This is a genomic window from Actinoallomurus vinaceus, assembly GCF_039542055.1.
GTDB lineage: Bacteria > Actinomycetota > Actinomycetes > Streptosporangiales > Streptosporangiaceae > Actinoallomurus > Actinoallomurus vinaceus.
In genome coordinates this window covers 12,439-33,846 of the sequence record NZ_BAABHK010000032.1, presented here as the reverse complement: position 1 = coordinate 33,846, position 21,408 = coordinate 12,439, and the positions used below count along the sequence as shown (strand labels likewise).

General features: G+C 71.3%; 21 protein-coding genes. 14 read left to right on the top strand and 7 right to left on the bottom strand.

What is annotated here, in order from left to right; genetic code table 11:
* Nucleotides 1-311: 311 nt before the first annotated feature.
* Genes ABEA24_RS51965 through ABEA24_RS51950 form a run of 4 tightly spaced genes read left to right on the top strand, consistent with a single transcriptional unit; the run spans nucleotide 312 to nucleotide 5,669 of the window.
* A complete protein-coding gene (locus ABEA24_RS51965; protein ID WP_345444077.1) occupies nucleotides 312-2,525 on the top strand; it encodes a transglycosylase domain-containing protein in 2,214 nt (737 codons plus the stop codon).
* 9 nt (nucleotides 2,526-2,534) lie between these two features.
* Nucleotides 2,535-3,980 carry a glycosyltransferase family 87 protein gene (locus ABEA24_RS51960; RefSeq protein ID WP_345444074.1) on the top strand — a complete coding sequence of 482 codons (1,446 nt, stop codon included), beginning with the start codon at nucleotides 2,535-2,537 and terminating at the stop codon, nucleotides 3,978-3,980.
* A gap of 3 nt (nucleotides 3,981-3,983) precedes the next feature.
* Entirely contained in the window at nucleotides 3,984-5,162 is a 1,179-nt protein-coding gene (locus ABEA24_RS51955; RefSeq protein ID WP_345444071.1) for a hypothetical protein, read from the top strand.
* 57 nt (nucleotides 5,163-5,219) lie between these two features.
* Nucleotides 5,220-5,669, top strand: a complete 450-nt coding sequence (locus tag ABEA24_RS51950; RefSeq protein ID WP_345444068.1) for a barstar family protein — start codon at nucleotides 5,220-5,222, stop codon at nucleotides 5,667-5,669.
* A gap of 248 nt (nucleotides 5,670-5,917) precedes the next feature.
* On the opposite strand, the gene ABEA24_RS51945 is transcribed toward ABEA24_RS51950, so the two are convergent.
* On the bottom strand, nucleotides 5,918-6,553 hold the full coding sequence (locus ABEA24_RS51945) for an MBL fold metallo-hydrolase (protein ID WP_345444065.1): 636 nt from the start codon (nucleotides 6,551-6,553) through the stop codon (nucleotides 5,918-5,920).
* A gap of 177 nt (nucleotides 6,554-6,730) precedes the next feature.
* On the opposite strand from ABEA24_RS51945, the gene ABEA24_RS51940 reads away from it, so the two are divergent.
* Nucleotides 6,731-7,744: a Gfo/Idh/MocA family protein gene (locus ABEA24_RS51940; RefSeq protein WP_345444062.1), complete on the top strand. Its 1,014-nt coding sequence runs from the start codon at nucleotides 6,731-6,733 to the stop codon at nucleotides 7,742-7,744.
* Between the two features lie 93 nt (nucleotides 7,745-7,837).
* Here ABEA24_RS51940 and ABEA24_RS51935 read toward each other — a convergent pair whose 3' ends face one another.
* On the bottom strand, nucleotides 7,838-8,728 hold the full coding sequence (locus tag ABEA24_RS51935) for an NAD(P)-dependent oxidoreductase (RefSeq protein ID WP_345444059.1): 891 nt from the start codon (nucleotides 8,726-8,728) through the stop codon (nucleotides 7,838-7,840).
* Between the two features lie 654 nt (nucleotides 8,729-9,382).
* On the bottom strand, nucleotides 9,383-9,526 hold the full coding sequence (locus tag ABEA24_RS51930; RefSeq protein WP_345444056.1) for a hypothetical protein: 144 nt from the start codon (nucleotides 9,524-9,526) through the stop codon (nucleotides 9,383-9,385).
* Nucleotides 9,527-9,563: 37 nt separating this feature from the next.
* On the opposite strand from ABEA24_RS51930, the gene ABEA24_RS51925 reads away from it, so the two are divergent.
* Nucleotides 9,564-13,241 carry an AfsR/SARP family transcriptional regulator gene (locus tag ABEA24_RS51925; protein WP_345444053.1) on the top strand — a complete coding sequence of 1,226 codons (3,678 nt, stop codon included), beginning with the start codon at nucleotides 9,564-9,566 and terminating at the stop codon, nucleotides 13,239-13,241.
* Nucleotides 13,242-13,544: 303 nt separating this feature from the next.
* On the opposite strand, the gene ABEA24_RS51920 is transcribed toward ABEA24_RS51925, so the two are convergent.
* Both ABEA24_RS51920 and ABEA24_RS51915 read right to left on the bottom strand, forming a co-directional pair.
* Nucleotides 13,545-14,303, bottom strand: coding sequence for a deoxyribonuclease IV (locus tag ABEA24_RS51920; protein ID WP_345444050.1), 759 nt, complete (start codon nucleotides 14,301-14,303; stop codon nucleotides 13,545-13,547).
* A gap of 104 nt (nucleotides 14,304-14,407) precedes the next feature.
* Nucleotides 14,408-14,695, bottom strand: a complete 288-nt coding sequence (locus ABEA24_RS51915) for a hypothetical protein (RefSeq protein ID WP_345444047.1) — start codon at nucleotides 14,693-14,695, stop codon at nucleotides 14,408-14,410.
* A gap of 148 nt (nucleotides 14,696-14,843) precedes the next feature.
* Between ABEA24_RS51915 and ABEA24_RS51910 the strand changes: the two genes are divergently transcribed.
* From ABEA24_RS51910 to ABEA24_RS51885, 6 genes are all read left to right on the top strand, one after another.
* Complete coding sequence (locus ABEA24_RS51910; protein ID WP_345444044.1) at nucleotides 14,844-14,987, top strand: hypothetical protein; 144 nt, start codon at nucleotides 14,844-14,846, stop codon at nucleotides 14,985-14,987.
* 166 nt (nucleotides 14,988-15,153) lie between these two features.
* Entirely contained in the window at nucleotides 15,154-15,444 is a 291-nt protein-coding gene (gene rpsF / locus ABEA24_RS51905; protein WP_345444041.1) for a 30S ribosomal protein S6, read from the top strand.
* A gap of 52 nt (nucleotides 15,445-15,496) precedes the next feature.
* Nucleotides 15,497-16,069, top strand: coding sequence for a single-stranded DNA-binding protein (locus ABEA24_RS51900; RefSeq protein ID WP_345444038.1), 573 nt, complete (start codon nucleotides 15,497-15,499; stop codon nucleotides 16,067-16,069).
* A gap of 75 nt (nucleotides 16,070-16,144) precedes the next feature.
* Entirely contained in the window at nucleotides 16,145-16,381 is a 237-nt protein-coding gene (gene rpsR, locus ABEA24_RS51895) for a 30S ribosomal protein S18 (protein ID WP_252781265.1), read from the top strand.
* A gap of 17 nt (nucleotides 16,382-16,398) precedes the next feature.
* Nucleotides 16,399-16,845: a 50S ribosomal protein L9 gene (rplI, locus tag ABEA24_RS51890; RefSeq protein WP_345444036.1), complete on the top strand. Its 447-nt coding sequence runs from the start codon at nucleotides 16,399-16,401 to the stop codon at nucleotides 16,843-16,845.
* 161 nt (nucleotides 16,846-17,006) lie between these two features.
* Nucleotides 17,007-17,735: a peptidoglycan recognition protein family protein gene (locus tag ABEA24_RS51885; RefSeq protein WP_345444034.1), complete on the top strand. Its 729-nt coding sequence runs from the start codon at nucleotides 17,007-17,009 to the stop codon at nucleotides 17,733-17,735.
* Nucleotides 17,736-17,837: 102 nt separating this feature from the next.
* Here ABEA24_RS51885 and ABEA24_RS51880 read toward each other — a convergent pair whose 3' ends face one another.
* Nucleotides 17,838-18,026 carry a hypothetical protein gene (locus tag ABEA24_RS51880; protein WP_345444031.1) on the bottom strand — a complete coding sequence of 63 codons (189 nt, stop codon included), beginning with the start codon at nucleotides 18,024-18,026 and terminating at the stop codon, nucleotides 17,838-17,840.
* Nucleotides 18,027-18,334: 308 nt separating this feature from the next.
* Between ABEA24_RS51880 and ABEA24_RS51875 the strand changes: the two genes are divergently transcribed.
* On the top strand, nucleotides 18,335-19,234 hold the full coding sequence (locus ABEA24_RS51875; RefSeq protein ID WP_345444028.1) for an alpha/beta fold hydrolase: 900 nt from the start codon (nucleotides 18,335-18,337) through the stop codon (nucleotides 19,232-19,234).
* Nucleotides 19,231-19,887, top strand: a complete 657-nt coding sequence (locus ABEA24_RS51870; protein ID WP_345444025.1) for a TetR/AcrR family transcriptional regulator C-terminal domain-containing protein — start codon at nucleotides 19,231-19,233, stop codon at nucleotides 19,885-19,887. Before ABEA24_RS51875 ends, ABEA24_RS51870 begins: the two co-directional genes overlap by 4 nt.
* Here the strand turns inward: ABEA24_RS51870 and ABEA24_RS51865 are convergent.
* On the bottom strand, nucleotides 19,884-21,389 hold the full coding sequence (locus ABEA24_RS51865) for an FAD-dependent monooxygenase (protein WP_345444022.1): 1,506 nt from the start codon (nucleotides 21,387-21,389) through the stop codon (nucleotides 19,884-19,886). The genes ABEA24_RS51870 and ABEA24_RS51865 overlap by 4 nt on opposite strands.
* Nucleotides 21,390-21,408 lie beyond the last annotated feature (19 nt).

The window sequence follows — 21,408 nt, the reverse complement described above, 5'->3', positions numbered from 1 at the left end:
GTCGATCGGGGTCTGCCGGACCTGCCCCGACCCGGCCGCAGCCGCAGGTTGAGGGTTCTAACCTTCCCGCGCTCCCTTCGGGTACACGCCCCGGCGGTCCAAGCCGACCGGGCGGACCCGGTGGCCCGGGCGGGCCCGGAGGATCCGGCGGCGGTGGCGGCCCGGGTCGCCGGCGACCCGGAGGCAGCGGCGGTGACGGCACCCGCCGCGGCTCCGGCAGGAAGGGTAAGAAGACCGGCTGGCGCCGCCTCCTGTCGTGGAAGCTGTGGCTCGCTGTCTTCGGCATCGGCACCCTCGCGACGATCTGCGGGGTGGGCGTCGCGTACTCGATGGTCACGGTGCCGAAGATCAACGCGGATGTCCAGGCGCAGGGCACCACGATCTACTGGGGCGATAAGACAAAGAACCCCACGGTCATGGGGCGGCTCGGCGCCACGCGGCAGATGCTGCCCAGCCTCACCAAGGTCAGTCAACCCATGCAGGCGGCGGCGCTCGCGGCCGAGGACCGTAACTTCTACCACGAGGCGGCGATCTCGCCGACGGGCATCGGCCGCGCGGTCTACAACAACCTCACGGGCGGCGACACCCAGGGCGGCTCGACGATCACTCAGCAGTACGTCAAGAACGCGTACCTGACCCAAAACCGCACGTTCACCAGGAAGTTCAAAGAGATCTTCATCGCGGTGAAGGTCAACAAGCAGAACAGCAAGGACCAGATCCTGCTGAACTACTTGAACACCATCTTCTTCGGCGCGCCGGTGGAGGGGAACGAGGGCGCCTACAGCGTGGAGAGCGCGGCCCGAATCTGGTTCGGCACCACCGCGGAGAAGCTCACGATCCCGCAGGCGGCGCTCCTCGGGGCGAACATCAAGTGGCCCGGGCACTACACGCCCCTCAGCAAGGGGCCGCAGCTGCAGGCCACCATGGCGCGCTACAACTGGGTGCTCCAGGGCATGCGCACGATCGGCAAGATCTCCGATGCGGACGTCGCCAGGTACCAGAACCACCTGCCGCCGGTCCACAAGGCCAAGGGCAGTGGCTGGCAAGGCCAGAACGGCTACGTCCTCGAGCGGGTACGGCAGGCACTGCTCTCCATGAAGGGGATCGACCAGACCAAGATCATGACCGGTGGGCTGAAGGTCTACACGAGCTGGGACCCCGATCTACAGCAGAAGGCTGCGGCCGTGGTGAAGCAGAGGCTGCGCTCAATGCCCAGTGACACCCGCGTCGGTGTGGTCACGATCGACGCGAAGACCGGCGAGGTCAAGGCCGCATACGGGGGCAAGGATTTCACCAAGCGATCCGTGGACGACGCCTACTTCTCGACCGCGCAGATCGGCTCCTCGATCAAGCCGTTCGTCCTCACCGCCGCGGTCAAAGAAGGCATCGGCATCAAAAGCATGATGAGCGCGAAAGGGCCCGTCTGGGTCAACACCAGCGGCGACACCTCACCGGTCAAGGCCCCAGGGTTTACCGCGCGGTTCTCCAACGACGAGGGCGACACCGACAAGGTCGTCAGCCTGGTCGATGCGACGGCCGAGTCCTACAACACGGTGTACGTGCCACTCGGTTTCAAGGCGAAATGGCAGAACGTCCTCAAGGTCGCCGAGGACGCCGGCCTCCCCAGGCCGGCGCTGCTGCGCGGGCACCCAGGTGAGGGTGGATTCTTCCTGGGCCAGTCGGACATGCGCCCGTTGGACCTGGCCACGGGATACACCACGCTTGCCAACGACGGGAAGTTCATCGTCCCGCACAGCATCCGCAGAGTCGAGGACTCCCAGCACAAGACGATCGTGGAACCGCCGACGAGCGGCAAGCAGGTGATCGACTCGGACATCATCCACGACGTCCAGTACGCCATGCAGGCGGTGGTCCAGAAGGGGACCGGCAAGAACGCCCAGCTCACGGGTCGTGAGGTGGCCGGAAAGACCGGCACGACCAACGATAACTATTCTGCCTGGTTCTCCGGTTTCACGCCGCCGACCACGGGTTCCAAGCCGAAGCAGTACGTGACCACGGTCGGTATGTGGCGGTATGTCGATAAGGTCCCCAAGGGCAAGCACAAGCACGGCGGCTACTTCAAGAAGCTGCAGAATGTCGGCGGCTACGGACACATCAACGGTGGTGACCTGCCCGCGCTCATCTGGCATGACTACATGACCCAGGCGCTGGACGGCATGACGACCGGATCGTTCCCGCCGCCGGCCTACCACGGCGACAAACAGCTGTACGCCACGCCGAGCCCGACCGCGACGACGCCGACGCCGTCGACGACGCCGACGTGTAAGAAGAATCAGATCCCGGATATCGACCACTGCCAGCCGAGCCAGCCGACGGATCCGACCGGCCCGCCCAACCCGAAGTACTGCAAGCATCACCCGATGGACCCGAGGTGCGGAAACCAGAGCCCGACGCCCGACCCCACTAATACCTGCAGGAACATCATGGGCTGCCCGTCGACCCCGACGGATCCCGGTGGCCCGCCCAACGGCCAAGGACGGGCGGCGCGGCCCTTCAGGGAATAACCTGCAGTCATGCCGGAGTCAAAGCTGATCGATGGGGCCGGGGGAGCAGCGAGCTCTCCCGGCCCCGCCGGTGTCCGTACGGGATTCCGGCAGGTGCTGCCCCTGCTCGTGTCCACGACCGCCGTCGTGTCGGTCCTGGGCTATCTACAGAAGCTGCCGTGCAAGCAGGCGGGCTTCGACTTCATCCCGACCGTGCGCAACGCCTGCTACACCGACATCTACCCGCTGTACTTCGGGCGGGGTCTGGCCGACGGCAAGATCCCGTACTTGGACAAGATCCCCGAGCCGGTTGAGTACCCGGTGCTCACGGGTGGCCTCATGCAGGCCGCGGCGACGCCGGCGCGCTGGCTGGGCGGCGATGCCGTCATCTCGCGCGGCATGTGGTTCTTCAACCTGACCGCCGTGGTGCTCGTCCTCTGCGCGGTCGTCACCGTGCTGGCGACGGCGCTGGTGGCCGGGCGGCAGGGGCGTCGCGCCGGGCTGATGGTCGCGGCGTCGCCCGCGCTGCTGCTCACGGCGTACATCAACTGGGACCTGCTCGCCGTCGCGCTCTCCGCGCTCGCGCTGGCGGCCTGGGCACGGCGCCGCCCGGGACTCGCGGGCGGCCTGCTCGGCCTCGCCGTCGCGGCGAAGTTCTATCCCTTGATCCTCATCGGCCCGATCTTCCTGCTGTGCCTGCGCGCGGGGAAGTGGCGGGAGTTCGGCCGGCTGCTCGCCGGCACGGTCGTCGCGTGGCTGGTCGTCAACGTGCCGATCATGCTGGCGGCCTGGGGCAGTTGGAGTCGGTTCTACACGTTCAACCAGAAACGCCCGGTCGACTGGGGCTCGATCTTCTTCTTCCTCGAGCGCAAGGGCCTGTTCTTCGTCGGCCACGACGGCCTGCGGTCCGTCGACGACGTGCCGACCCTCAACCTGATGGGCGAGGTCGGGTTCGTCGTCCTCGCCCTGGCCATCGCGCTGCTCGTGCTGCTCGCCCCGCGCCGTCCGCGGCTGCCGCAGGTGCTGTTCCTGGTGCTCGCGGCGTTCCTGCTCACCAACAAGGTCTGGTCGCCGCAGTACGTCCTGTGGCTGCTGCCGCTGGTCGTGCTGGCCCGGCCGAAACTCCCCGCCTTCCTGCTCTGGCAGGCAGGGGAGGTCATCTACTTCTTCGGCATCTGGTGGTACCTCCTGGCCGGAGCGAAGGAGCATCCCGGCGTCGGGCTGTCCGCCACCCTGTCCGCGATCTTCTCCGGGCATGCCCCGGCGGCGGGCATCGGTGACGGCGTCTACTACATCGCGCTGCTGGCCCGTTTCCTGACGGTCCTGCTGCTGGCCGCCCTCGTCGTGGTCGACATCCTCGTGCCCCGGTTCGACATCGTCCGTTCCGACGGCGCGGACGACCCGGCCGGTGGCGTCCTCGACGGCGCCGAGGACCGCTTCGCGCTGCGGCGTCGCACGGCGATGCGGCTCGCCTGACCGATGGATCAGGCGGAACGCCCGCGCGGACTCGGCGCGGAGCGGCTCCTTCGCGGCGACCGTCTCGCCCTGCGGGCCTGGGTCGGGACGCGGATCGCCGTGCTGGGGATCTCACTCCTCGCCTCGGCGCTGTGGTCGTACGGTGACCTGCACGACTCCTTCCTCGATCGCTGGACCCAGTGGGACGTCGACCACTTCGTCGAGATCGCCCGGTACGGCTACGGCGGCGACCCCGGGCATCCGCCGGACGCCGGGCTGCCGGCGTTCTTCCCCGGTCTTCCGCTCGTGCTGCGGGCGGTCCACCTGGTCGTTCCGGACTGGCGGCTGGCGGCCCTGCTGGTCAGCTTCGTGGCCGGCGCGGTGGCGATGGTCGCGCTGGCCCGGCTCGGCGACGAGTTCGTGGAGAGCGGGCGCCCGGCGCGCGGCGCCCATGCGGGCAGCCACGGGAGACTAAGGACCCGGGCTCCGGTGGGGCCGTTGGCGGTGCTGGCGCTGCTAGTCAGCCCGTACGCCGTGTTCCTGTTCGCCGGCTACTCCGAGAGTCTCTTCCTGGCGTTCGCGCTGCCGGCGTGGCTGCTGGCCCGACGGCGGCGGTGGGCGGCCGCAACACTTTGCGCCGCGGGTGCGACCTGCGTACGGGTGACCGGGCTCTTCCTCGCCGTCGCGCTGATCGTGGAGTTCGTCACCGCCGACCGGCGGTGGCGGTCGGCGCCGTGGCTCGCCGTGCCCTTCGTCCCGGTGCTGGGCTACACGCTGTACCTGTGGAGACGTACCGGCGACTGGTCGGCGTGGCAGCACGCGCAGCAGGCCGGCTGGGGACGCTCGACGGTGTGGCCGTGGACCTCCTTCCACACCACCTGGCAGGCGGCCTTCGGCACGCACGATCAGTTCACGACGGCGTTCCGGGTGGAGCTGATCGCGGCCGTCGTGGGCGTCGCGCTGACCGGGTGGCTGCTGGTCCGGCGCCGGTGGGCGGAGGGCGCGTACGTCGGGTTGCAGCTCGCCTCGCTGCTGACCTCGGCGTACTACCTGTCGATCGGCCGGGCGACGCTGCTGTGGTGGCCGTTGTGGCTGGCGGCGGGCCGATGTCGGCGCCCGGTGTACCTCCTGTTGATCGCCGTCTTCGTGCCGCTGATGACCGCCGAGGTGGTGGCGTTCACCTCAGGAGGGTGGGCGGGATGACACCGGACGAGGGTACGGGGGATCATCGAAGGTAGAACCCCCTCGAACGGATGACTCATGATCGCGGAGTTGCTGGCCGGACACCGGGAGCCGGGCGTGTACACCTGGCCCGTCGACCGGAAGGAGGCCTCCCGGGGCGCCACCGAGGCCGAACGCGCCGGATGGCGGATCTTCTGGCTCGACGGCCATGGTGTCCACGACAAGCGGACGCTGCTGGAGCGATGCGCCGAGGAGTTCATCCTGCCCTCGTACTTCGGCCACAACTGGGACGCCCTGCAGGACAGCCTCACCGATCTCTCGTGGGCTCCGGCGAACACTGGCTACCTGGTCATCTATGACCGATGGCGCGAGCCGGCCGACGCCGACCCCGCGGCCCACCAGACCCTGCTGGACATCTTCACCACCGCGGTCGAGCACTGGCGGCGGACGTCGACCCCGATGGCGGTCCTTCTCCTGGTCACCGAGGAGGACCGGGAGGGCGCTCCCGTGGGGCTCCCGGACGCCTGAACCGCTTCGCTGTTTTCCACAGCCTGTGGACGGCCGGTCGGCGTCCGGACGCAAGGTCGGCTGCGTACCGGCTCCGTACGGCCGGACATGCGCGCATCCGCCCCGGCGAGTGGCCGGCGGCGAGCCCTTCCCCCGCCGTGTCGCCGACCGGGGAGGGTCGCGCGCCGGCGGGTTATCCACAGGATGTGGATCTCGGTCTGGATGCTCCTGGACGGAGACGCCGGGAGGCGCGCTCAGACGCTCCCGTCTCAGAGCTCGACGCTCTGGCCCGGCTTCAGCCGCCGTATCTCGTTGCCGCCGCGCCGGGCCTCGCTCTCGAGCACACTCTCCAGGACCTGGATGCCCCAGTCGTTGATCAGCCCGTCGTGGATCGCGAACGCACGGCGAGGGGCGATCTCCCGGAGGTAGCCGATGAGGTCGGGCACCGTCATCCACGGTGCCTGACCAGGGACCAGCAAGGTCGGGACGTCGACGACGGTCAGCGCGTCACCCGGATGGAACACCTCGCCATCCACCAGGAATCCGACGTTGTCCACCGGAGGTACGTCCGGATGGCTGAAGTGGTGCTTGTCGCCGACGACGGCGACCTCGAAGCCGGCGACCTGGATCGTGTCACCGTTCCCGACCACCTGTACCCGGTCGCCGAGGTCGGTCAGGTGCCGGGCGACCCCGGGGCAGGTGTGCACGGTCAGCTCCGGATTCCGCCCGGCCGCCGCCCGCAGCCGCTCCGGCTCGAAGTGGTCGAAGTGCTCATGCGTGATCAGGACGGCGTCCGCGTCGGCGAGAGCCTCCGGCTCGGGGGTCATGGCCCCCGGATCGATGACGAGCGCGTGGCCGTCCTTCTCCAACCGCGTGCAGGCGTGTCCGAATTTGGTGAGTCTCATCCGGCCATCCTGCCCAGGGGCGCTCCCGGTCCGGCAATAGTGATCACTGACGGCGAACCCGCGCTTTCATACCGGCCGCGGAGCCGTCGTTTCGGCGCATGCTTCGGCGAACATCTCGCCCCGCGCCCACCGCACTGGGAGGATCACCGTAATCCGGACTCCTTGGGAGGAACGGCGATGTCCCCTCTGCGGATCGGCGTGCTCGGTGCGGCGCGCATCGTGCCGATGGCGCTCATCAAGCCCGCGCGACAGGTGCCGGACGTGGAGATCGCGGCCATCGCCGCGCGCGACCGCGCCCGCGCGGAGAAGTTCGCGGCCAAGCACGGGATCGGCACGGTGCACGACTCCTACGACGCACTGCTGGCGGACGACCGGCTCGACGCGATCTACGTCCCGCTCCCCAACGGCCTGCACGCGCCCTGGACCGTCCGCGCCCTGGAGGCGGGGCGGCACGTGCTGTGCGAGAAGCCGTTCACCGCGAACGCGGAAGAGGCCCGGCAGGTCGCCGACGCCGCCGCGCGCACCGGGCGGACGGTGATGGAGGCGTTCCACTACCGCTACCACCCCCTCGCCGAGCGGATGCGCGAGATCGTCACGACGGAGCTGGGGAGGGTACGGCACGTCGAGACCGCGATGTGCTTTCCGCTGCCGCGCTTCTCCGACATCCGTTATCGGCTCGATCTGGCCGGTGGCGCCACGATGGACGCCGGCTGTTACGCGATCCACTGCCTCCGGCTGCTCGGACCCGGCACTCCCGAGGTGACCGACGCGCGGGCGCTGCTGAAGAGCCCTGGCATCGACCGCGCGATGACCGCGACGTTCGCGTTCGCCGAGGGCGCGACCGGGCGCATCACCACCTCGCTGTGGTCGCGGACACTGTTGCGGATCAGCGCCAAGGTGGTCGGCGAGCGCGCCACCATGACGATCCTCAACCCCTTCATGCCGCACTTCTTCCACCGGCTGAAGGTCACCGTCGACGGCCGGACCCGGCGGGAGAAGGTCGCCGGCGACGCGACGTACACCCATCAGCTCCGGGCGTTCGCCGCGGCCGTCGCCGGCGACCCGGCCGCCAACCTGACCCCGCCGGAGGACGCGGTCGTCACTATGGGGCTGATCGACGACATCTACCGCGCGGCCGGCCTCGGTCCACGCGGTGATGCCCAGCGCTCGAGCGGCACGGCCTCCGCGTGACCTCGCGACGCCCCGGCGGCGCACGCCGCCCGCACCCGGGAGGGCACGCTCATACGGCAGGCCGACGTGCGGCCGCATCCACGGCGGCCTCGGTCAGGCTTCCGGCTTCTTGATCACTTCGGCGACGCTGGTGAAGCCGTCGGCGCCGTGACCGGCGGCCTCCGCGCGGACGAACAGCTCTTTGAGGGCCGCCGGCATGGTGGTGTCGACGCCCGCGTCGCGGAGGGCCTGGACCACGTGCCCGACACCGACCACCTGCATGTGGAGGTTGTTCTCGCCGCCCGGGTACTCGCCGGCCTCCACCTGATCGGTGACGATCCGCAGGAAGCCCATCGGGCCGTCGGCGGCCAGGTCGTTGAACATGGCGGCGATGTACGGGCGCAGCGCCTCCCCCTTCACGCCCGCCGTTCGCAGTAGCGCGGCGGCGTGGATGTAGCTCGTCAGGCTCGTCCAGAACACCAGGAGCATGGACTGGTAATAGAGCATGGCCAGGCCGGGGTCACCGCCGGTGTACTCGATGCCGCCCAGCACCTCCAGCGTCCGCCGGTGCCGTTCGAGGGCGCCGTCGGGGCCGCTGTAGAAGGCGTACGCGCCCGGCTTCCCGATCCCCGGCGGCGGCACCATGATCCCCGCGGTGACGAGCTCCGCGCCGCGTTCGGCCGCCCACCGGCTTGCCCTCCGCAGTTCCTCGGGCGTGTCGGAGCTGAGGTTGACCAGCACTCGGCCCCCCAGCGCACCGTCCGCCGCGCCCAGGGCGTCGTACATGGCGGCATAGTCGACCAGGCTGATCACGACCAGCTCGCCGGCCGCGACGGCCTCGGCGGGCGATGCCGCCAGGGTCGCGCCCTTGGCGACGAGCGGGTCCGCCTTGGCGGCCGTACGGTTCCACACCGTCGTCGGGTGGCCCGCGGCGAGGAAGGCCTCGGCCATCGTCGATCCCATGGCGCCCAGGCCGATGACGGTGACGTGTTCACGCGTGCTCACGGTGTTCCTCTCATCGTGGATGTGCGGATCCCACGATCGGCCGGTGCGCCACGGGTTCCCTACGGGTCTGCCACGGCCCGCACGCCGCGACCGGACGCCGGTCCGCTCTTCGGGGCGCCCGGGCCCGGCCCGTATGGCGTCCATCCCCTAGTCCGTGTGGCTTCCGGGGGCGCGGGTCCCTACGGCGCCCTTCCCCCGGTCCGTGCGGTTTCCGAGTGGGCCGGTCGGCTCGTACGGCGTCCAACCCGCTGGTTCGTGCGGTTTCCGGGGCGCGGGGGTCCGGCTCGTACGGCGCCCATCCCTTCGGTCTGTACAGCGTCCATCGCCACGGCCCACACGCCACGACCGGACGCCGGTCCGCTCTTCGGGGCACCCGGGCCCGGCCCGTACGGCGTCCATCCCGTCGGTCCGAACGGTCTCCGGGGCGCGGGGGCCCAGCTTGTACGGTGCCCATCCCCCCGGTCTGTACGGTTTCGGGGGCGCGCGGGCCCAGCCCGTACGGCGCCCGCGCCCAGGCCCGTACGGTTCCGGAGTGTGCGGGTCCGGCTCGTACGGCGTCCGCCCCTGGTCCGTGCAGTTTCTGGGGGTGCGGGGGCCCAGCCGGTGCGGCGCCTATCCCCTGGTCTGTGCGGTTTTCGGGGTGCGCTAGTCGGCTTATGCGGTGTCCGTCCCGCCGATCCGTGCGGTTTCCGGGGCGCGCGGGTCCGGCTCGTACGGCGCCCGCCCCCGGGTCCGTACGGTCTCCGGGGTGTGCGGGTCCGGCTCGTACGGCGTCCGTCCCCGGGCGAGGACGATCACGGGCTGTCGGTGTCCGCGGGCTGGCTACGCTGGCGGTGTGCGCTTCGGGGTGCTCGGTCCACTGGCCGTCTGGACGGACGACGGCACACCGGTCACCGTTCCGGACCGGAAGGTCCGGGCGCTCCTCGCCGACCTGCTGGCACACGACGGACGGCCCGTCTCGGCGGACCGGCTGGTCGACGACCTGTGGGGCGACCGGCCGCCGCGCGACCCGATCGGCACACTGCAGGCCCGCGTCTCCCAGCTGCGCACGGCGCTCGAGCGCGCCGAGCCCGGCGCTCGCGGCCTGGTGACGTACGGCCCGACCGGGTATGCGCTGCGCGTCGCGGCGCCCGGCTCCGCTGCCCCCAACGCGCTGGGTGTGGCGGCCCCCGACCCTGCTATCGCACCCAGCGGGCTGCGCGTCGCGGCGCCCGGCTCCGCTGCCGCGCCCAACGCGCTGGGTGTCGCGGCCCCCGGCCCCGCTATCGCACCCAGCGGGCTGCGTGTCACGGTGCCCGCCCCCGGCACCGCGCCTAACGGGCTGCGCGCCGAGACCTCTGACGCCGCTACCGCGCCTAGCGCCGAGACCCCTGACGCCGCGACCGCGCCCAACGCGCTGGGTGTCGCGGCCCCTGACGCCGCTATCGCACCCGACGAGCTGCGCGTCACGGCGCCCGCCCCCGGCACCGCGCCTAACGGGGCGACCCCTGACGCCGCTGCCGCGCCTAGCGGGCTGCGCGCCGCCGCGGGCTCCGGTGCCGCGTCCGCCGAACTTCTGGCCGCCGTTGACGCCGACCGGTTTCAGGACCTGGTGCGGCGGGGGCGGGCGGCCGGCGATCCGCGGGCCCGCGCGAGGCTTCTGGCGGAGGCGCTCGGTCTGTGGCGAGGGCCGGCGTACGCCGACTTCGCCGACGAGGAGTTCGTCCGGCCGGTCGCGGCCCGGCTCGAGGAGGAGCGCCTCGCCGCGCTGGAGGAGCAGGCCGAGACGTGGCTGGAGCTCGGCGACCACGACCGGGTGATCGAGGAGCTGGCCGAGCCGGTGGCCCGGCACCCGCTGCGCGAGCGGCTGCGGGCCGCGCAGATGCGCGCCCTGTACCGCGCCGGCCGCCAGGAGGCGGCGCTGACGAGCTATCAGCGGCTGCGCGAGGACCTCGCCGAGGAGCTGGGCGCGGACCCCGGCCCTGAGATCGCCGCCCTGCACCGCGCGATCCTGACGCATGACGCGGCGCTCGCGCCGCGTCCCCGGACGAACCTGCCCGCGCCGCTCAGCGATCTGATCGGCCGTACCGGCGCCGTCGCCGAGACGCGGGCGCTGCTGGAGACCGCCCGGCTCGTGACGCTCACCGGGCCGGGCGGAGTCGGCAAGACCCGTCTGGCGCTGGAGGCGGCCGCCGGACTGGTGCCCACGTACGCCGACGGCGTCTGGCTCGTGGAGTTGGCCTCGCGCACCGACGCGGAGGTGCCCGACGCGGTGGCGGGGGTCCTGGGCCTTCGGGACGACGCCGCCTCGGGGATGTTGGCCGCCGGCCGATCCGCGCCGCTCGCGGAGCGGCTGGCCGACGCGCTGGCCGCGAAACGGATCCTGCTGGTCCTGGACAACTGCGAACACGTCGGCGAGGCCGTGGCGGACCTGGCGCACCGGTTGCTGAAGGCCGCACCCGGACTGCGGATCATCGCGACCGGCCGGGCACCCCTCGGCGTCACGGGCGAGCACCTTCAGGCGGTGCCACCCCTCGATCTGCCTCCGCCTGGGGCACCGGCGGCCGAGGAGTTCGGTGCCGTTCGCCTGTTCGTGGCGCGGGCCGTCGCGGCGGCGCCGGGATTCGCGTTCGAGGCCTTGGACGCCGACGAGGTCCGGGCCGTCACGGCGATCTGCCGGAGCCTGGATGGAATACCGCTCGTCCTGGAGCTCGCGGCCACCCGCGTCCGTACGCTCGGCGTCCGCGAGCTGGCGGCGCGCCTGGACGACCGGTTCCGCCTGCTGGCCATGGGTCCGCGCGACGCCCCGGCCCGCCAGCGGACGCTTCGCGCGATGATCGACTGGAGCTGGGAGCCGCTGCCCGAGCCCGAGCGCGTGGTGCTGCGCCGCCTGGCCGTTCACGCGGACGGTTGCACGCTGGAGGCCGCCGAGGCGGTGTGCGCCGACGACGCGCCGCACGACGGCGGCCGGGTGCGGCCCGAGGATGTGCTCGACGTCCTCGCCCGTCTCGTCGACCGTTCGCTCGTCGTCGTGGCCGGCGGCCGGTATCGGCTGCTGGAGTCGATCAGGGCGTACGGCCTCGAACGCCTCACGGAGGCCGGTGAGTCCGTACGGGTCCACCGCCGCCATGCCGAGTACTACGCCGCCTTCGCCGAGCGTGCCGAGGCAGCGCTGCGCGGCCCCCGGCAGCGGCAGTGGCTCCGGCTGCTCGACCTCGAGTCGGCGAACCTCCGAGCCGCGCTCGAATGGGCCGCCGGCGAGGACTCAGCGGGCGGCGTCGGCCCGGGCCCGGGTGCGGCGATCGGCGCGGACCTCGCGCTGCGCCTGGTCAACGCCATGGCCTGGTACTGGTTCCTGCGAGGCCGGCTCGGCGAGGCCCGACGGTCGCTGGCCACCGCTCTGGCCGTCGACGGCCCGGCGTCCCCAGCGCGCCGGGCGGCGGCGGTGGCCTGGCAGGCCGCCATGGCGGCGACGGCGCCGGACGGCACCCGTCTGGCGGAGCAGATCCCCATGGTCCTGGCTCAATACGACGGCGTCGACGACCCGGTGGGCCGGGCGCGGGCGGAGTGGTTCCTCACCCTGGCTCACTGGGCGTACGGCGACTTCGCCGTGCACGAGGCACGGGTGAACCACGCGCTGGCGACCTTCGAGGCCGCCGGTGACCGCTGGAGCACGGCGGCGGCGCTCAGCACCCGCGCCAAGCTGGCGATCGGCCGCGGGGACCTCGCCGCCATGAGACGCGACGGACACCGGAGCCTGGAGATCTTCAGCGAGCTCGGGGACGCCTGGGGGCGCCTCGAAGCGGGCTACGCGCTCACCGTGGTCGCCGAGATCACCGGCGATTATGACCAGGCGGTCCGTCGGCTCCGGGAGGACCTCGGCCTCGCCGAAGAGCTCGGAATGTGGACGGAGGTGTCCATCCGCCTCTCCGGGCTCGGCCGGATCGCGCTGCTCACCGGCGACCACGCTCGGGCCGAGCGGCTGCACGAGCGGGCCCGGCGGCTGGCGATCGAGCAGGCGAACCGCTCCGCCGAGGAGTACGCGGAGGTCGGTCTCGGCCTCGGGGCGCGATGGCAGGGCCGGCTCGACCAGGCCGAGGCGCACCTGCGCAAGTGGCTCGGCTGGCTCGGTCAGGTCGGCGGCACGGCCGGCGAGGCGTTCATCCTCGCCCAGCTCGGGTTCATCGCCGAGCAGCGCGGCGACCACGCCGAAGCCCTGCACCTGCACCGCGCGGGATACGCCGCGGCGCGCGCCATCGCGGATCCCCGGGCGGTCGCCCTCGCCGTCGAAGGACTCGCCGGAGCGGAGGCCCGCGCCGGCCGGGCCGAGCGCGCGGCGCTGCTCCTCGGGGCGGCGGCCGCAGGCCGCCGGTCCATCGGCGCTCCGCTGCCGCCCGGCGAGCGCGGCGACGTCGACCGGATCACCGCCCTGGCCCGTACGGCTCTGGACGATGAGGCGTTCCGGGCGGCGTTCACCCGGGGGACCCGTCTCGCCCCGCACACCGCGGTCGGCGAGGAGCAAGGACCCGCCTGACCGGACTCCGGCCGGACACCGACGTGCCGGCGGGCTGACCGAGCCGGGCCGGAGTGCGTGCCCTGCTCGCCGCGCCCGCCGAGGTCAGGACGCCGCAGCCTGCCTCTGGCGTACGGACTCACGGTCGACCTCGATCATCTGGTCGCTGGCGATCATCGTCATCCGCGTGCCGATCGCCGTCTGAAGGTTCCGCGTCGTGGGACGTCGATGCTGAACGACGCGCCCGCCCCGACGCGCCGACGGACGCGTCACGGCAGGCGCCCCGCCGCCTGGTGCCGCGAGTTACGCCCGTACGTGCCCTGGTCAGAGGTGCTCGCGGAGCCAGGCGATGTCGGCGGCCTGTCCGTCGCCGGGCGTCTCCACGATCACCGGCGCGCCGGCCGCGCGGACGACGGCGAGGATCAGCTCCGGGTCGATCTGGCCGTCGCCGAGGTTGGCGTGCCGGTCGGCGCCGGAGCCGAAGGCGTCGCGGCTGTCGTTGCAGTGGACCAGGTCGATCCGGCCGGTGATGGCCTTGACGCGCTCGACGACGTCGACCAGGTCCTCGCCCGCCGCGTGCGCGTGGCAGGTGTCGAGGCAGAATCCGACGTCGAAGCCGTCGAGCGCCTCCCACAGCCGGGCGATCCGGTCCAGCTTGCGGGCCATGGCGTTGTCGCCGCCGGCGGTGTTCTCGATCAGAACGGGGACTGGGCGGTCCTCCATCCGCTCGAAGACCTTCCGCCAGTTGTCGAAGCCGGCCTGCGGGTCGTCGTTCTTCAGCACGTGCCCGCCGTGCACGATCAGACCCTTGGCGCCGATCTTCGCGGCACCCTCGAGCTGCTGGGTGAGGATCTTGCGGCTCGGGATCCGGATGCGGTTGTTCGGCGACGCGACGTTGACGACGTACGGCGCGTGCACGTAGACGTCGACGTCGGAGTCACGGATCGCCTCGTACCCCTCGGGCAGGACGGGCGCCTTCCACCCCTGGGGGTCGCCGAGGAAGAACTGCACCGCTTCGGCCTTCTTCGCGGCCGCGGCGGCGAGCGGGTCGGTCCGGTCGACGTGGGCTCCGATTCGCAGCATGGCGTCGAGCCTACGCGCGAGGTGGGACGGACACGCTGACCGCGGCCGATCCAGAGTCGCGGACCGGGGGATCCGGAGCGCGGGGCCGGCGCCCGGGAGCGGGGTCAGATCGAGAAGCCGCCATGGGACAGGCCGAGGCCGACGCCGAGGAACGCCATGCCGATCCCCAGGACGTTCAGCCAGCGCTCGGCCGTGGTCGCGGAGACCATCTGCGAGTACAGGCCGAAGAAGAACGCCCCGATCCCCACGCACACGGCGATGAAGTGCGTGTCGTCGACGGCGCCGAGCACGAAGGCGACGAAGCCGGTGACCACGGTGGCGATCGCCAGGGAGTTCTCCAGGGGATGCTCCTGGCGGCCGAGACTACGTCGAGGGATCGCTGCCGGTGACATACGGTCTGCCACCTCCATCCGAGACGGTTTCCTCCCAGGGTGTTCCTCGTCGCCATGCTGGTCAAGCCCCTGGTCGACGTCTCGGGGCGGCGAGCGTTCTGTCGGTCCCACGCGGTAATGTCGAACGTGGTTTCGAACGGAGGATGCCATGACGATTATCACTCGTGACCTGGCGGCCATCGACGACGCCGAGCTCGTCGAGGAGTTGTCCATGCTGACGACCCAGACGGCGCGGATGCGGTCACGGATGGCCGACATCATGTCCGAGCTCGACCGTCGCCGCGGCCGCTGAGCCACCCGCCCGCGGCGGGGAGCCGTCCCCGCGAAGCGTGCCGATTGAGCTGCTGGTTGTTGGTAACCTGTGTCGGTCCCGCACATCCGATATGCGGGGCGACGCAAGAGCCCTCCTGTCACGGAGAGACCGTGACCGCACCAGTCCAAAGGAGGTTGGGACCCGCATGCGTCGTTACGAAGTCATGGTCATCCTCGACCCGAACGCCGAGGAGCGTACGGTCCAGCCGTCGCTCGACCAGTTCCTCACCGTGGTCAAGGACGGCGGTGGCAGCGTGGAGAAGGTCGACGTCTGGGGCCGCCGGCGCCTGTCGTACGACATCGCCAAGAAGTCCGAAGGCATCTACGCGGTCATCGACCTGACGGCCACCCCCGACACGGTCAAAGAGCTCGACCGGCAGCTGAACCTGCAGGAGACCATCCTGCGCACCAAGGTCATCCGCCCCGAGGCCCACTGACCGTCGCCCGGTCAGCCCACGACACGCACACGATCTGTAACCGGAGAGCCGCATGGCAGCAGGCGACACCCAGATCACGATCGTCGGCAACCTCGTCGCCGACCCTGAACTGCGCTTCACGCCCAACGGGCAAGCGGTCGCGACGTTCCGCGTGGCCTCCACCCCTCGGTTTCGCGACCAGCAGTCCGGTGAGTGGAAGGACGGCGAGAGCCTCTTCCTCACCTGCAACGTCTGGCGGCAGGCGGCGGAGAACGTCGCCGAGAGCCTCCAGCGCGGCATGCGGGTCATCGTCCAGGGCCGCCTGAAGCAGCGGTCGTACGAGACCCGTGAGGGCGAGAAGCGGACCGTCTTCGAGCTCGAGGCCGACGATGTCGGCCCGTCCCTGAAGAACGCCACCGCCAAGGTGAACAAGAGCCAGCGCAGCGGCGGTGGCGGCGGTTTCGGCGGCGGCGGTGGCGGCGGCCAGGGTGGCGGCGGCTACGGCGGTGGCCAGGGCGGCGGCTTCGGTGGCGGTCAGGGCGGACAGGGCGGAGGCGGATTCGGCGGAGGCGGCAACGCCCCGGCCGACGACCCCTGGGCGACCGGGGGCGGCGGCGGTGGATTCTCCGACGACCCGCCGTTCTAGGCCCGTACGGGCATCACTCATCATCCGACCGACCATTCCCGCGTGAGCGGGGCTCTTCTTCTAAGGAGCACCACGATGGCGAAACCGGCACCACGCAAGCCGAAGAAGAAGGTTTGCCTGTTCTGCCAGGAGAAGCTCTCCTACGTCGACTACAAGGACACGGCGCTGCTGCGCAAGTTCATCTCCGACCGCGGCAAGATCCGCGCTCGCCGGGTGACGGGCAACTGCACCCAGCACCAGCGTGACGTCGCCACCGCGATCAAGAACGCCCGCGAGATGGCGCTGCTGCCGTACACCAGCACGGCCCGCTGAGAAAGGAGTCACTCTTCATGAAGCTCATCCTGACTCAGCAGGTCTCCGGCCTCGGCGCTCCCGGCGAGGTCGTCGAGGTGAAGGACGGCTACGGCCGTAACTACCTGATCCCGCGCGGCTTCGCGATCCAGTGGACCCGCGGCGCGGAGAAGCAGATCGACTCGATCCGCAAGGCCCGCGCGGCCCGTGAGATCGCCAGCGTCGAGCAGGCGGAGGCCGTCCGCGGCGAGCTGGAGAAGCTCAAGGTGCGGCTGCGCACGCGTGCCGGTGACAGCGGTCGGCTGTTCGGCGCCGTGACCCCGGCCGACATCGCCGGCGCCGTGAAGGCGTCCGGTGGTCCGAGCCTGGACAAGCGCCGCATCGAGGTCAAGAACCCGATCAAGACGGTCGGCGCCCACCAGGTCGCGGTCCGCCTGCACCCCGAGGTGAGCGCGAAGATCTCTCTCGAGGTCCTCGCCGGCTGACCTTTTTCGATCAGCGCAACGGGCCGGGTCCTATGGACCCGGCCCTTCGTGCGTTCTCCGCGCGGGCACTTCACCACGAAACACCCAATCCAGCCTCCTCGCATTCCGTGATCTGATCACTACGCTTGGCGATCAGTCGTCCACGGGGGGTGGCCGCGATCGTGGGTGAGGGGACGCTACGCCGGAATGTGCTGCGGGCGATGCTGGGCGCCGTCGCCGCCGATGTCATGATGGCCGGCGGGATGATGTGGGCGAACGCCGACGCGGTACCGAAGGTGTACACGCGCAAGGAGTGGGGTGCACGGCCGCCCAGGCATCCATCCCGGGTGCTCGATCGCGCGCCGGACCACATCATCGTGCACCACACCGCCTCTCCCAACGCGGGAGACGGGTCCCGCGCGCATGCGTTCGCGCTCTCCCGGCAGATCCAGCGGGATCACATGGAGACCCAGGGCTGGGACGACATCGGTGAGCAGCTGACCATCAGCCGCGGCGGCCACATCATGGAGGGTCGGGCGGGTTCGCTGCAGGCCATCCAGGACGGGCGGCTCGTCGTCGGTGCGCAGTCGCTGCACCACAACGAGCACACGATCGGCATCGAGAACGAGGGCACGTACCTGAAGGAGGACGTGCCCGGCAAACTGTGGGAGTCCCTGGTCGAGGTCTGCGTCTGGCTGTGCGCGGCCCACCAGCTGGATCCGTCGGTCGCGATCATCGGCCACCGCGACTACAACGAGACGGACTGCCCGGGCGACGTGCTGTACCGTCGGCTGCCCCGCCTGCGGGTGGAAGTGGCGCGTGCCCTGGACGACGCCGCACGTCACGCCGGACCGCCTTCGGATGAGCGACGCCGCGTCACCTCGCGCCATCAGCGCCGCCATCGAGGCTGACCTCGCTCATCGGCTCTCCGGCGACCGGGTGCGGCGGCTGCTCGGCGTCCGTCGCAACGGCGCCGTACGGACGCCGGGGCTGGGCCGCACCCGGTCCGTCGCTCAGGACTCCAAAGTCGAGTAGCAGGCGCGGCGGCGGGCGAGTTCGGGATCGAGGCCCTCGACGAGGGCCCAGATGCCGGCCACCCGCTCCGCCCACGCGTCCGGCGGAAGGCCGCCGAGGCCCTCGGCCGCCAGGTCGTCGATCGCTCGGGTGAGGCGAGCCAGACGCTCCCCTTGTGTAGAACACATGTTCGAAGTCTAGCGTGACCGGCCGACACTGGAGCGTATTTCCGCGCCTTCACAATGAGGTGTCCTCGCCACTCCGATCCCAGAGGCCCCGTGGCAAGGCAAGCGTGTCGGAGACCACTGACATTCCCGCGACCTCCCTCCAGGCGTTGCCGCTTGCTGCGAGACGCCGTGTCGCCGGCCGCCGGCGCCTGTAGGGGGCCACGCGCCGTACCGGCGACGGTCGAGCAGGTGGTCACCCACGCCATTGCCGTATCTACGATGTAGTCTACGTCGTAGACATGCGGTTCGTGATCGGGCGAGGGGGAGCGATGGACACTGAGGTGGAGCAGGTTCGGACCAAGGGTGCGCTGCTGCACGTCGAGCGATCCGGTCAGGGACCGGCCTTGGTGCTGATCCCGGGCGGCGGTGGCGACGCGGGCGTGTACGGGGACGTCGTTCCGCTGCTGGCGGGACGGTTCACGGTCGTCACGTTCGACCGGCGCGGAAACTCGCGAAGCCGGCTCGACGAGCCCGACGGCCCGGTCGAGATGTCCGACCAAGCCGGGGACGTCGTCTCGATCCTGGACCATTACGGGATCGACCGCGCGTTCGTGTTCGGCAGCAGCGGTGGGGCGATCATCGCCGTGGAGTTGCTGACCCGCCACGCCGACCGGCTCCTGGGGGCCGTCGTCCACGAGCCCCCGCTCGTTCAGATCCTGCCCGCCGACAGCGCCGAGCGGCGGGCCTTGGAGGACATCGCCCGGCTGGGACGCGAGAAGGGCGCCATGCGGGCGTACGCCGCGTTCGGCGCGATGACGATGGACGATCCACCGGGGATCTTCCGGTCCGCGTTCGGGCAGGCCTTGATCGCCGTCGCCACCCGGTGGGGCCTGGCCGCCGGGTCGGTGCTGCGCGGCATCACCCGGCGCGAGCCGTCGGCCATGACACGCCTGCTGGGCAACGCCGATCTCCTCATCGAACGCGAACTGCCCGCCATCTGCTTCAGCTACCGGCCCGACCTCGACGCCCTGCGTGAGGCCGGTGTCCCCTGGTGCACGGCCGTCGGCGAGCACAGCGCCGGCCGTCCCTACCACCGGCCTGCGCTCGTGATCGCCGAGCGGCTCGGCGTATCCTGCGAGACGTTCCCCGGCGGCCACACGGTCTACCAGCAGTCGCCGGCGGACTTCACGACCCGGCTCAACACGATCCTGGACCGCTACTCCTCATGACGCCCAAGGGCCGCACCGGCGAAGCATCGCCGTCGAGACCTCCCCGGGTACGCCTCAACCGCGACCACATCGCCTCCGCCGCGCTGGCCCTCATCGACGCCGACGGCCTGGCGAAGTTCTCCATGCGCAAGCTCGGTGCCGCGCTGGGGGTCGACCCCATGGCCGTCTACCGTCACTTCGCGGACCAGGAGGCGCTCTTCGACGGCGTAGCGGAGGCGATCTTCGACGAGCTCGACGTCGCCTCCCTGCCCTGGGACGGCACCTGGCAGGAACTGGCCTCGGGGTACTGCCATCGCCTCCGGGACGCTCTTCTGCGGCATCCCCACGCCGTCCCGATCTTCGCGACCCGGCCGGTCCGCTCGCCCGCGTCGATCGACACGGGCGTCTCGATGATCACCCGGCTGCGGGACGCGGGCTTCGCGCCGGACGCCGCCCTTCGGATCATCCGCTGCCTGCGGGAGTACACCGTCGGGCACGCCCTCAGCGTCGCCGTCCTGCGCCTGGGCGCCGGCGCCCGGAGCAGGCGACCCGCCCCGGGTGCGCCCGACTACAACGTGCTGGCCGAGGCGGCCGACGCCACCGAACCCGACGACCACTTCGACGTCGGCCTCACCGCGATGCTGACCGGTTTCACCCCGGCCGACACCCCCTAGCCTCGTACGGGAGAGCCGAACCAGCGCGCGCACGCCCGCTCGAGGCCGTCCGCGTCCTCGCCCGCCCAGGCCACGTACCCGTCCGGCCGTACGAGCACGGCGGGCGCCGGAGCCTCGTCCGTACGCGCCGTCACGACCTCGATCCGATCGGCCCACGGCCGTACCGCGTCCCGCAGCCGTGAGTCCAGGTCGAGCAGGAGCGGACGGCCGGCCCGCGACAGCGCGGCCACGCTCGTCGCCGTGCCGGAGACGGTCAGGGGCAGGTCCGGGCAGAAGCGGCCGGCGAGCGGATGGTCGACGTCCACCTCGTACCGGAGGTCGCGGTCGCCCATGAGGTCGGTGAGCAGGCGGTTCGCCTCCGTTGTTTCGGCCAGGGCGGTGAAGACGTCGCGCAGCGCGTCGACCCGCGGCCCCGGGGCCAGCAGCGCCACCTGGGCGCGCGTGTTGTGCAGGACGCGCGCCGCGGCCGGGTGGCGTTCGGTCGTGTAGGTGTCGAGGAGCCCGTCCGGGGCCCGTCCGGCCACCTCGGCGGCGAGTTTCCAGCCGAGGTTGACGGCGTCGCCGAAGCCGAGGGCGAGCCCCTGTCCGCCGAACGGCGGGTGCACGTGGGCGGCGTCGCCGGCCAGCAGGACCCGCCCGATGCGGTAGGTGTCGGCCTGTCGCGTGTTGTCGGTGAACCGCGTGGCGCTGTGGACGGCGGTGACGGTGACGTCCGTGCCGGACAGCCGCCGTACGGACGCCTGCAGTTCCTCCCGGGTGACCGGTGCTGAACGGTCGACCGGAGGTCCGTCGAACTCCAGGGTCATCACCCGCTGGGGCACCGGTCCTCGGACTAGCATCCCGTGCGCCGTACGTTGCCAGCCGAACGGGAAAAAATCGGGTTCGTCGAAGTCGGCGAGCGCCTGATGGCCGGTGGTCACGCCGTCGAGACCGGGGAAGGCGAACCCGGTCATCTTGCGGACGGCGCTGCGGCCTCCGTCGCAGCCGACGAGCCAGCCGACGCGAAGCTCGTACGGGCCTTCGGGTCCTTCGACGGTGAGCGCGACGCCGTGGTCGTCCTGGTCGAGGCGGGTGAGGGCGTGGCCGCGCCGTACGGCGACGCCCAGTTCGGCGGCGTGCTTCTCCAGGGCGCTCTCGAGCGCCTGCTGCGGGGTGAGGATCGGCGCTCCGCCTGAGTACGAGCCGCCGCGCAGGATCCAGAGCCCGGCGAAGTGCCCCAGGAGAGGCCCGCCGCCCTTCGCCGTCTGGGCTTGGAGGCTCTTGTCGCCAAGCTTCCTGCCGCCCATCAGGTCGGCGAAGGTGGGCAGGTCGCCCAGCAGTTCGACGACGTTCCTGCGGGTGAGGATGTCGGCTCCCCGTCCGGTGACGCCGCCCGCCTTGATGGTCTGGTCGATCTCGGTGCGCTGCTCCAGGACGACGGTCCGGACCCCGTGGAGCCGAAGCTCGCAGGCGAGGAACAGGCCGACCGGTCCGCCTCCGACGATCGCCACGTCGTACGACATCCGTCTCTCCTTAACATCG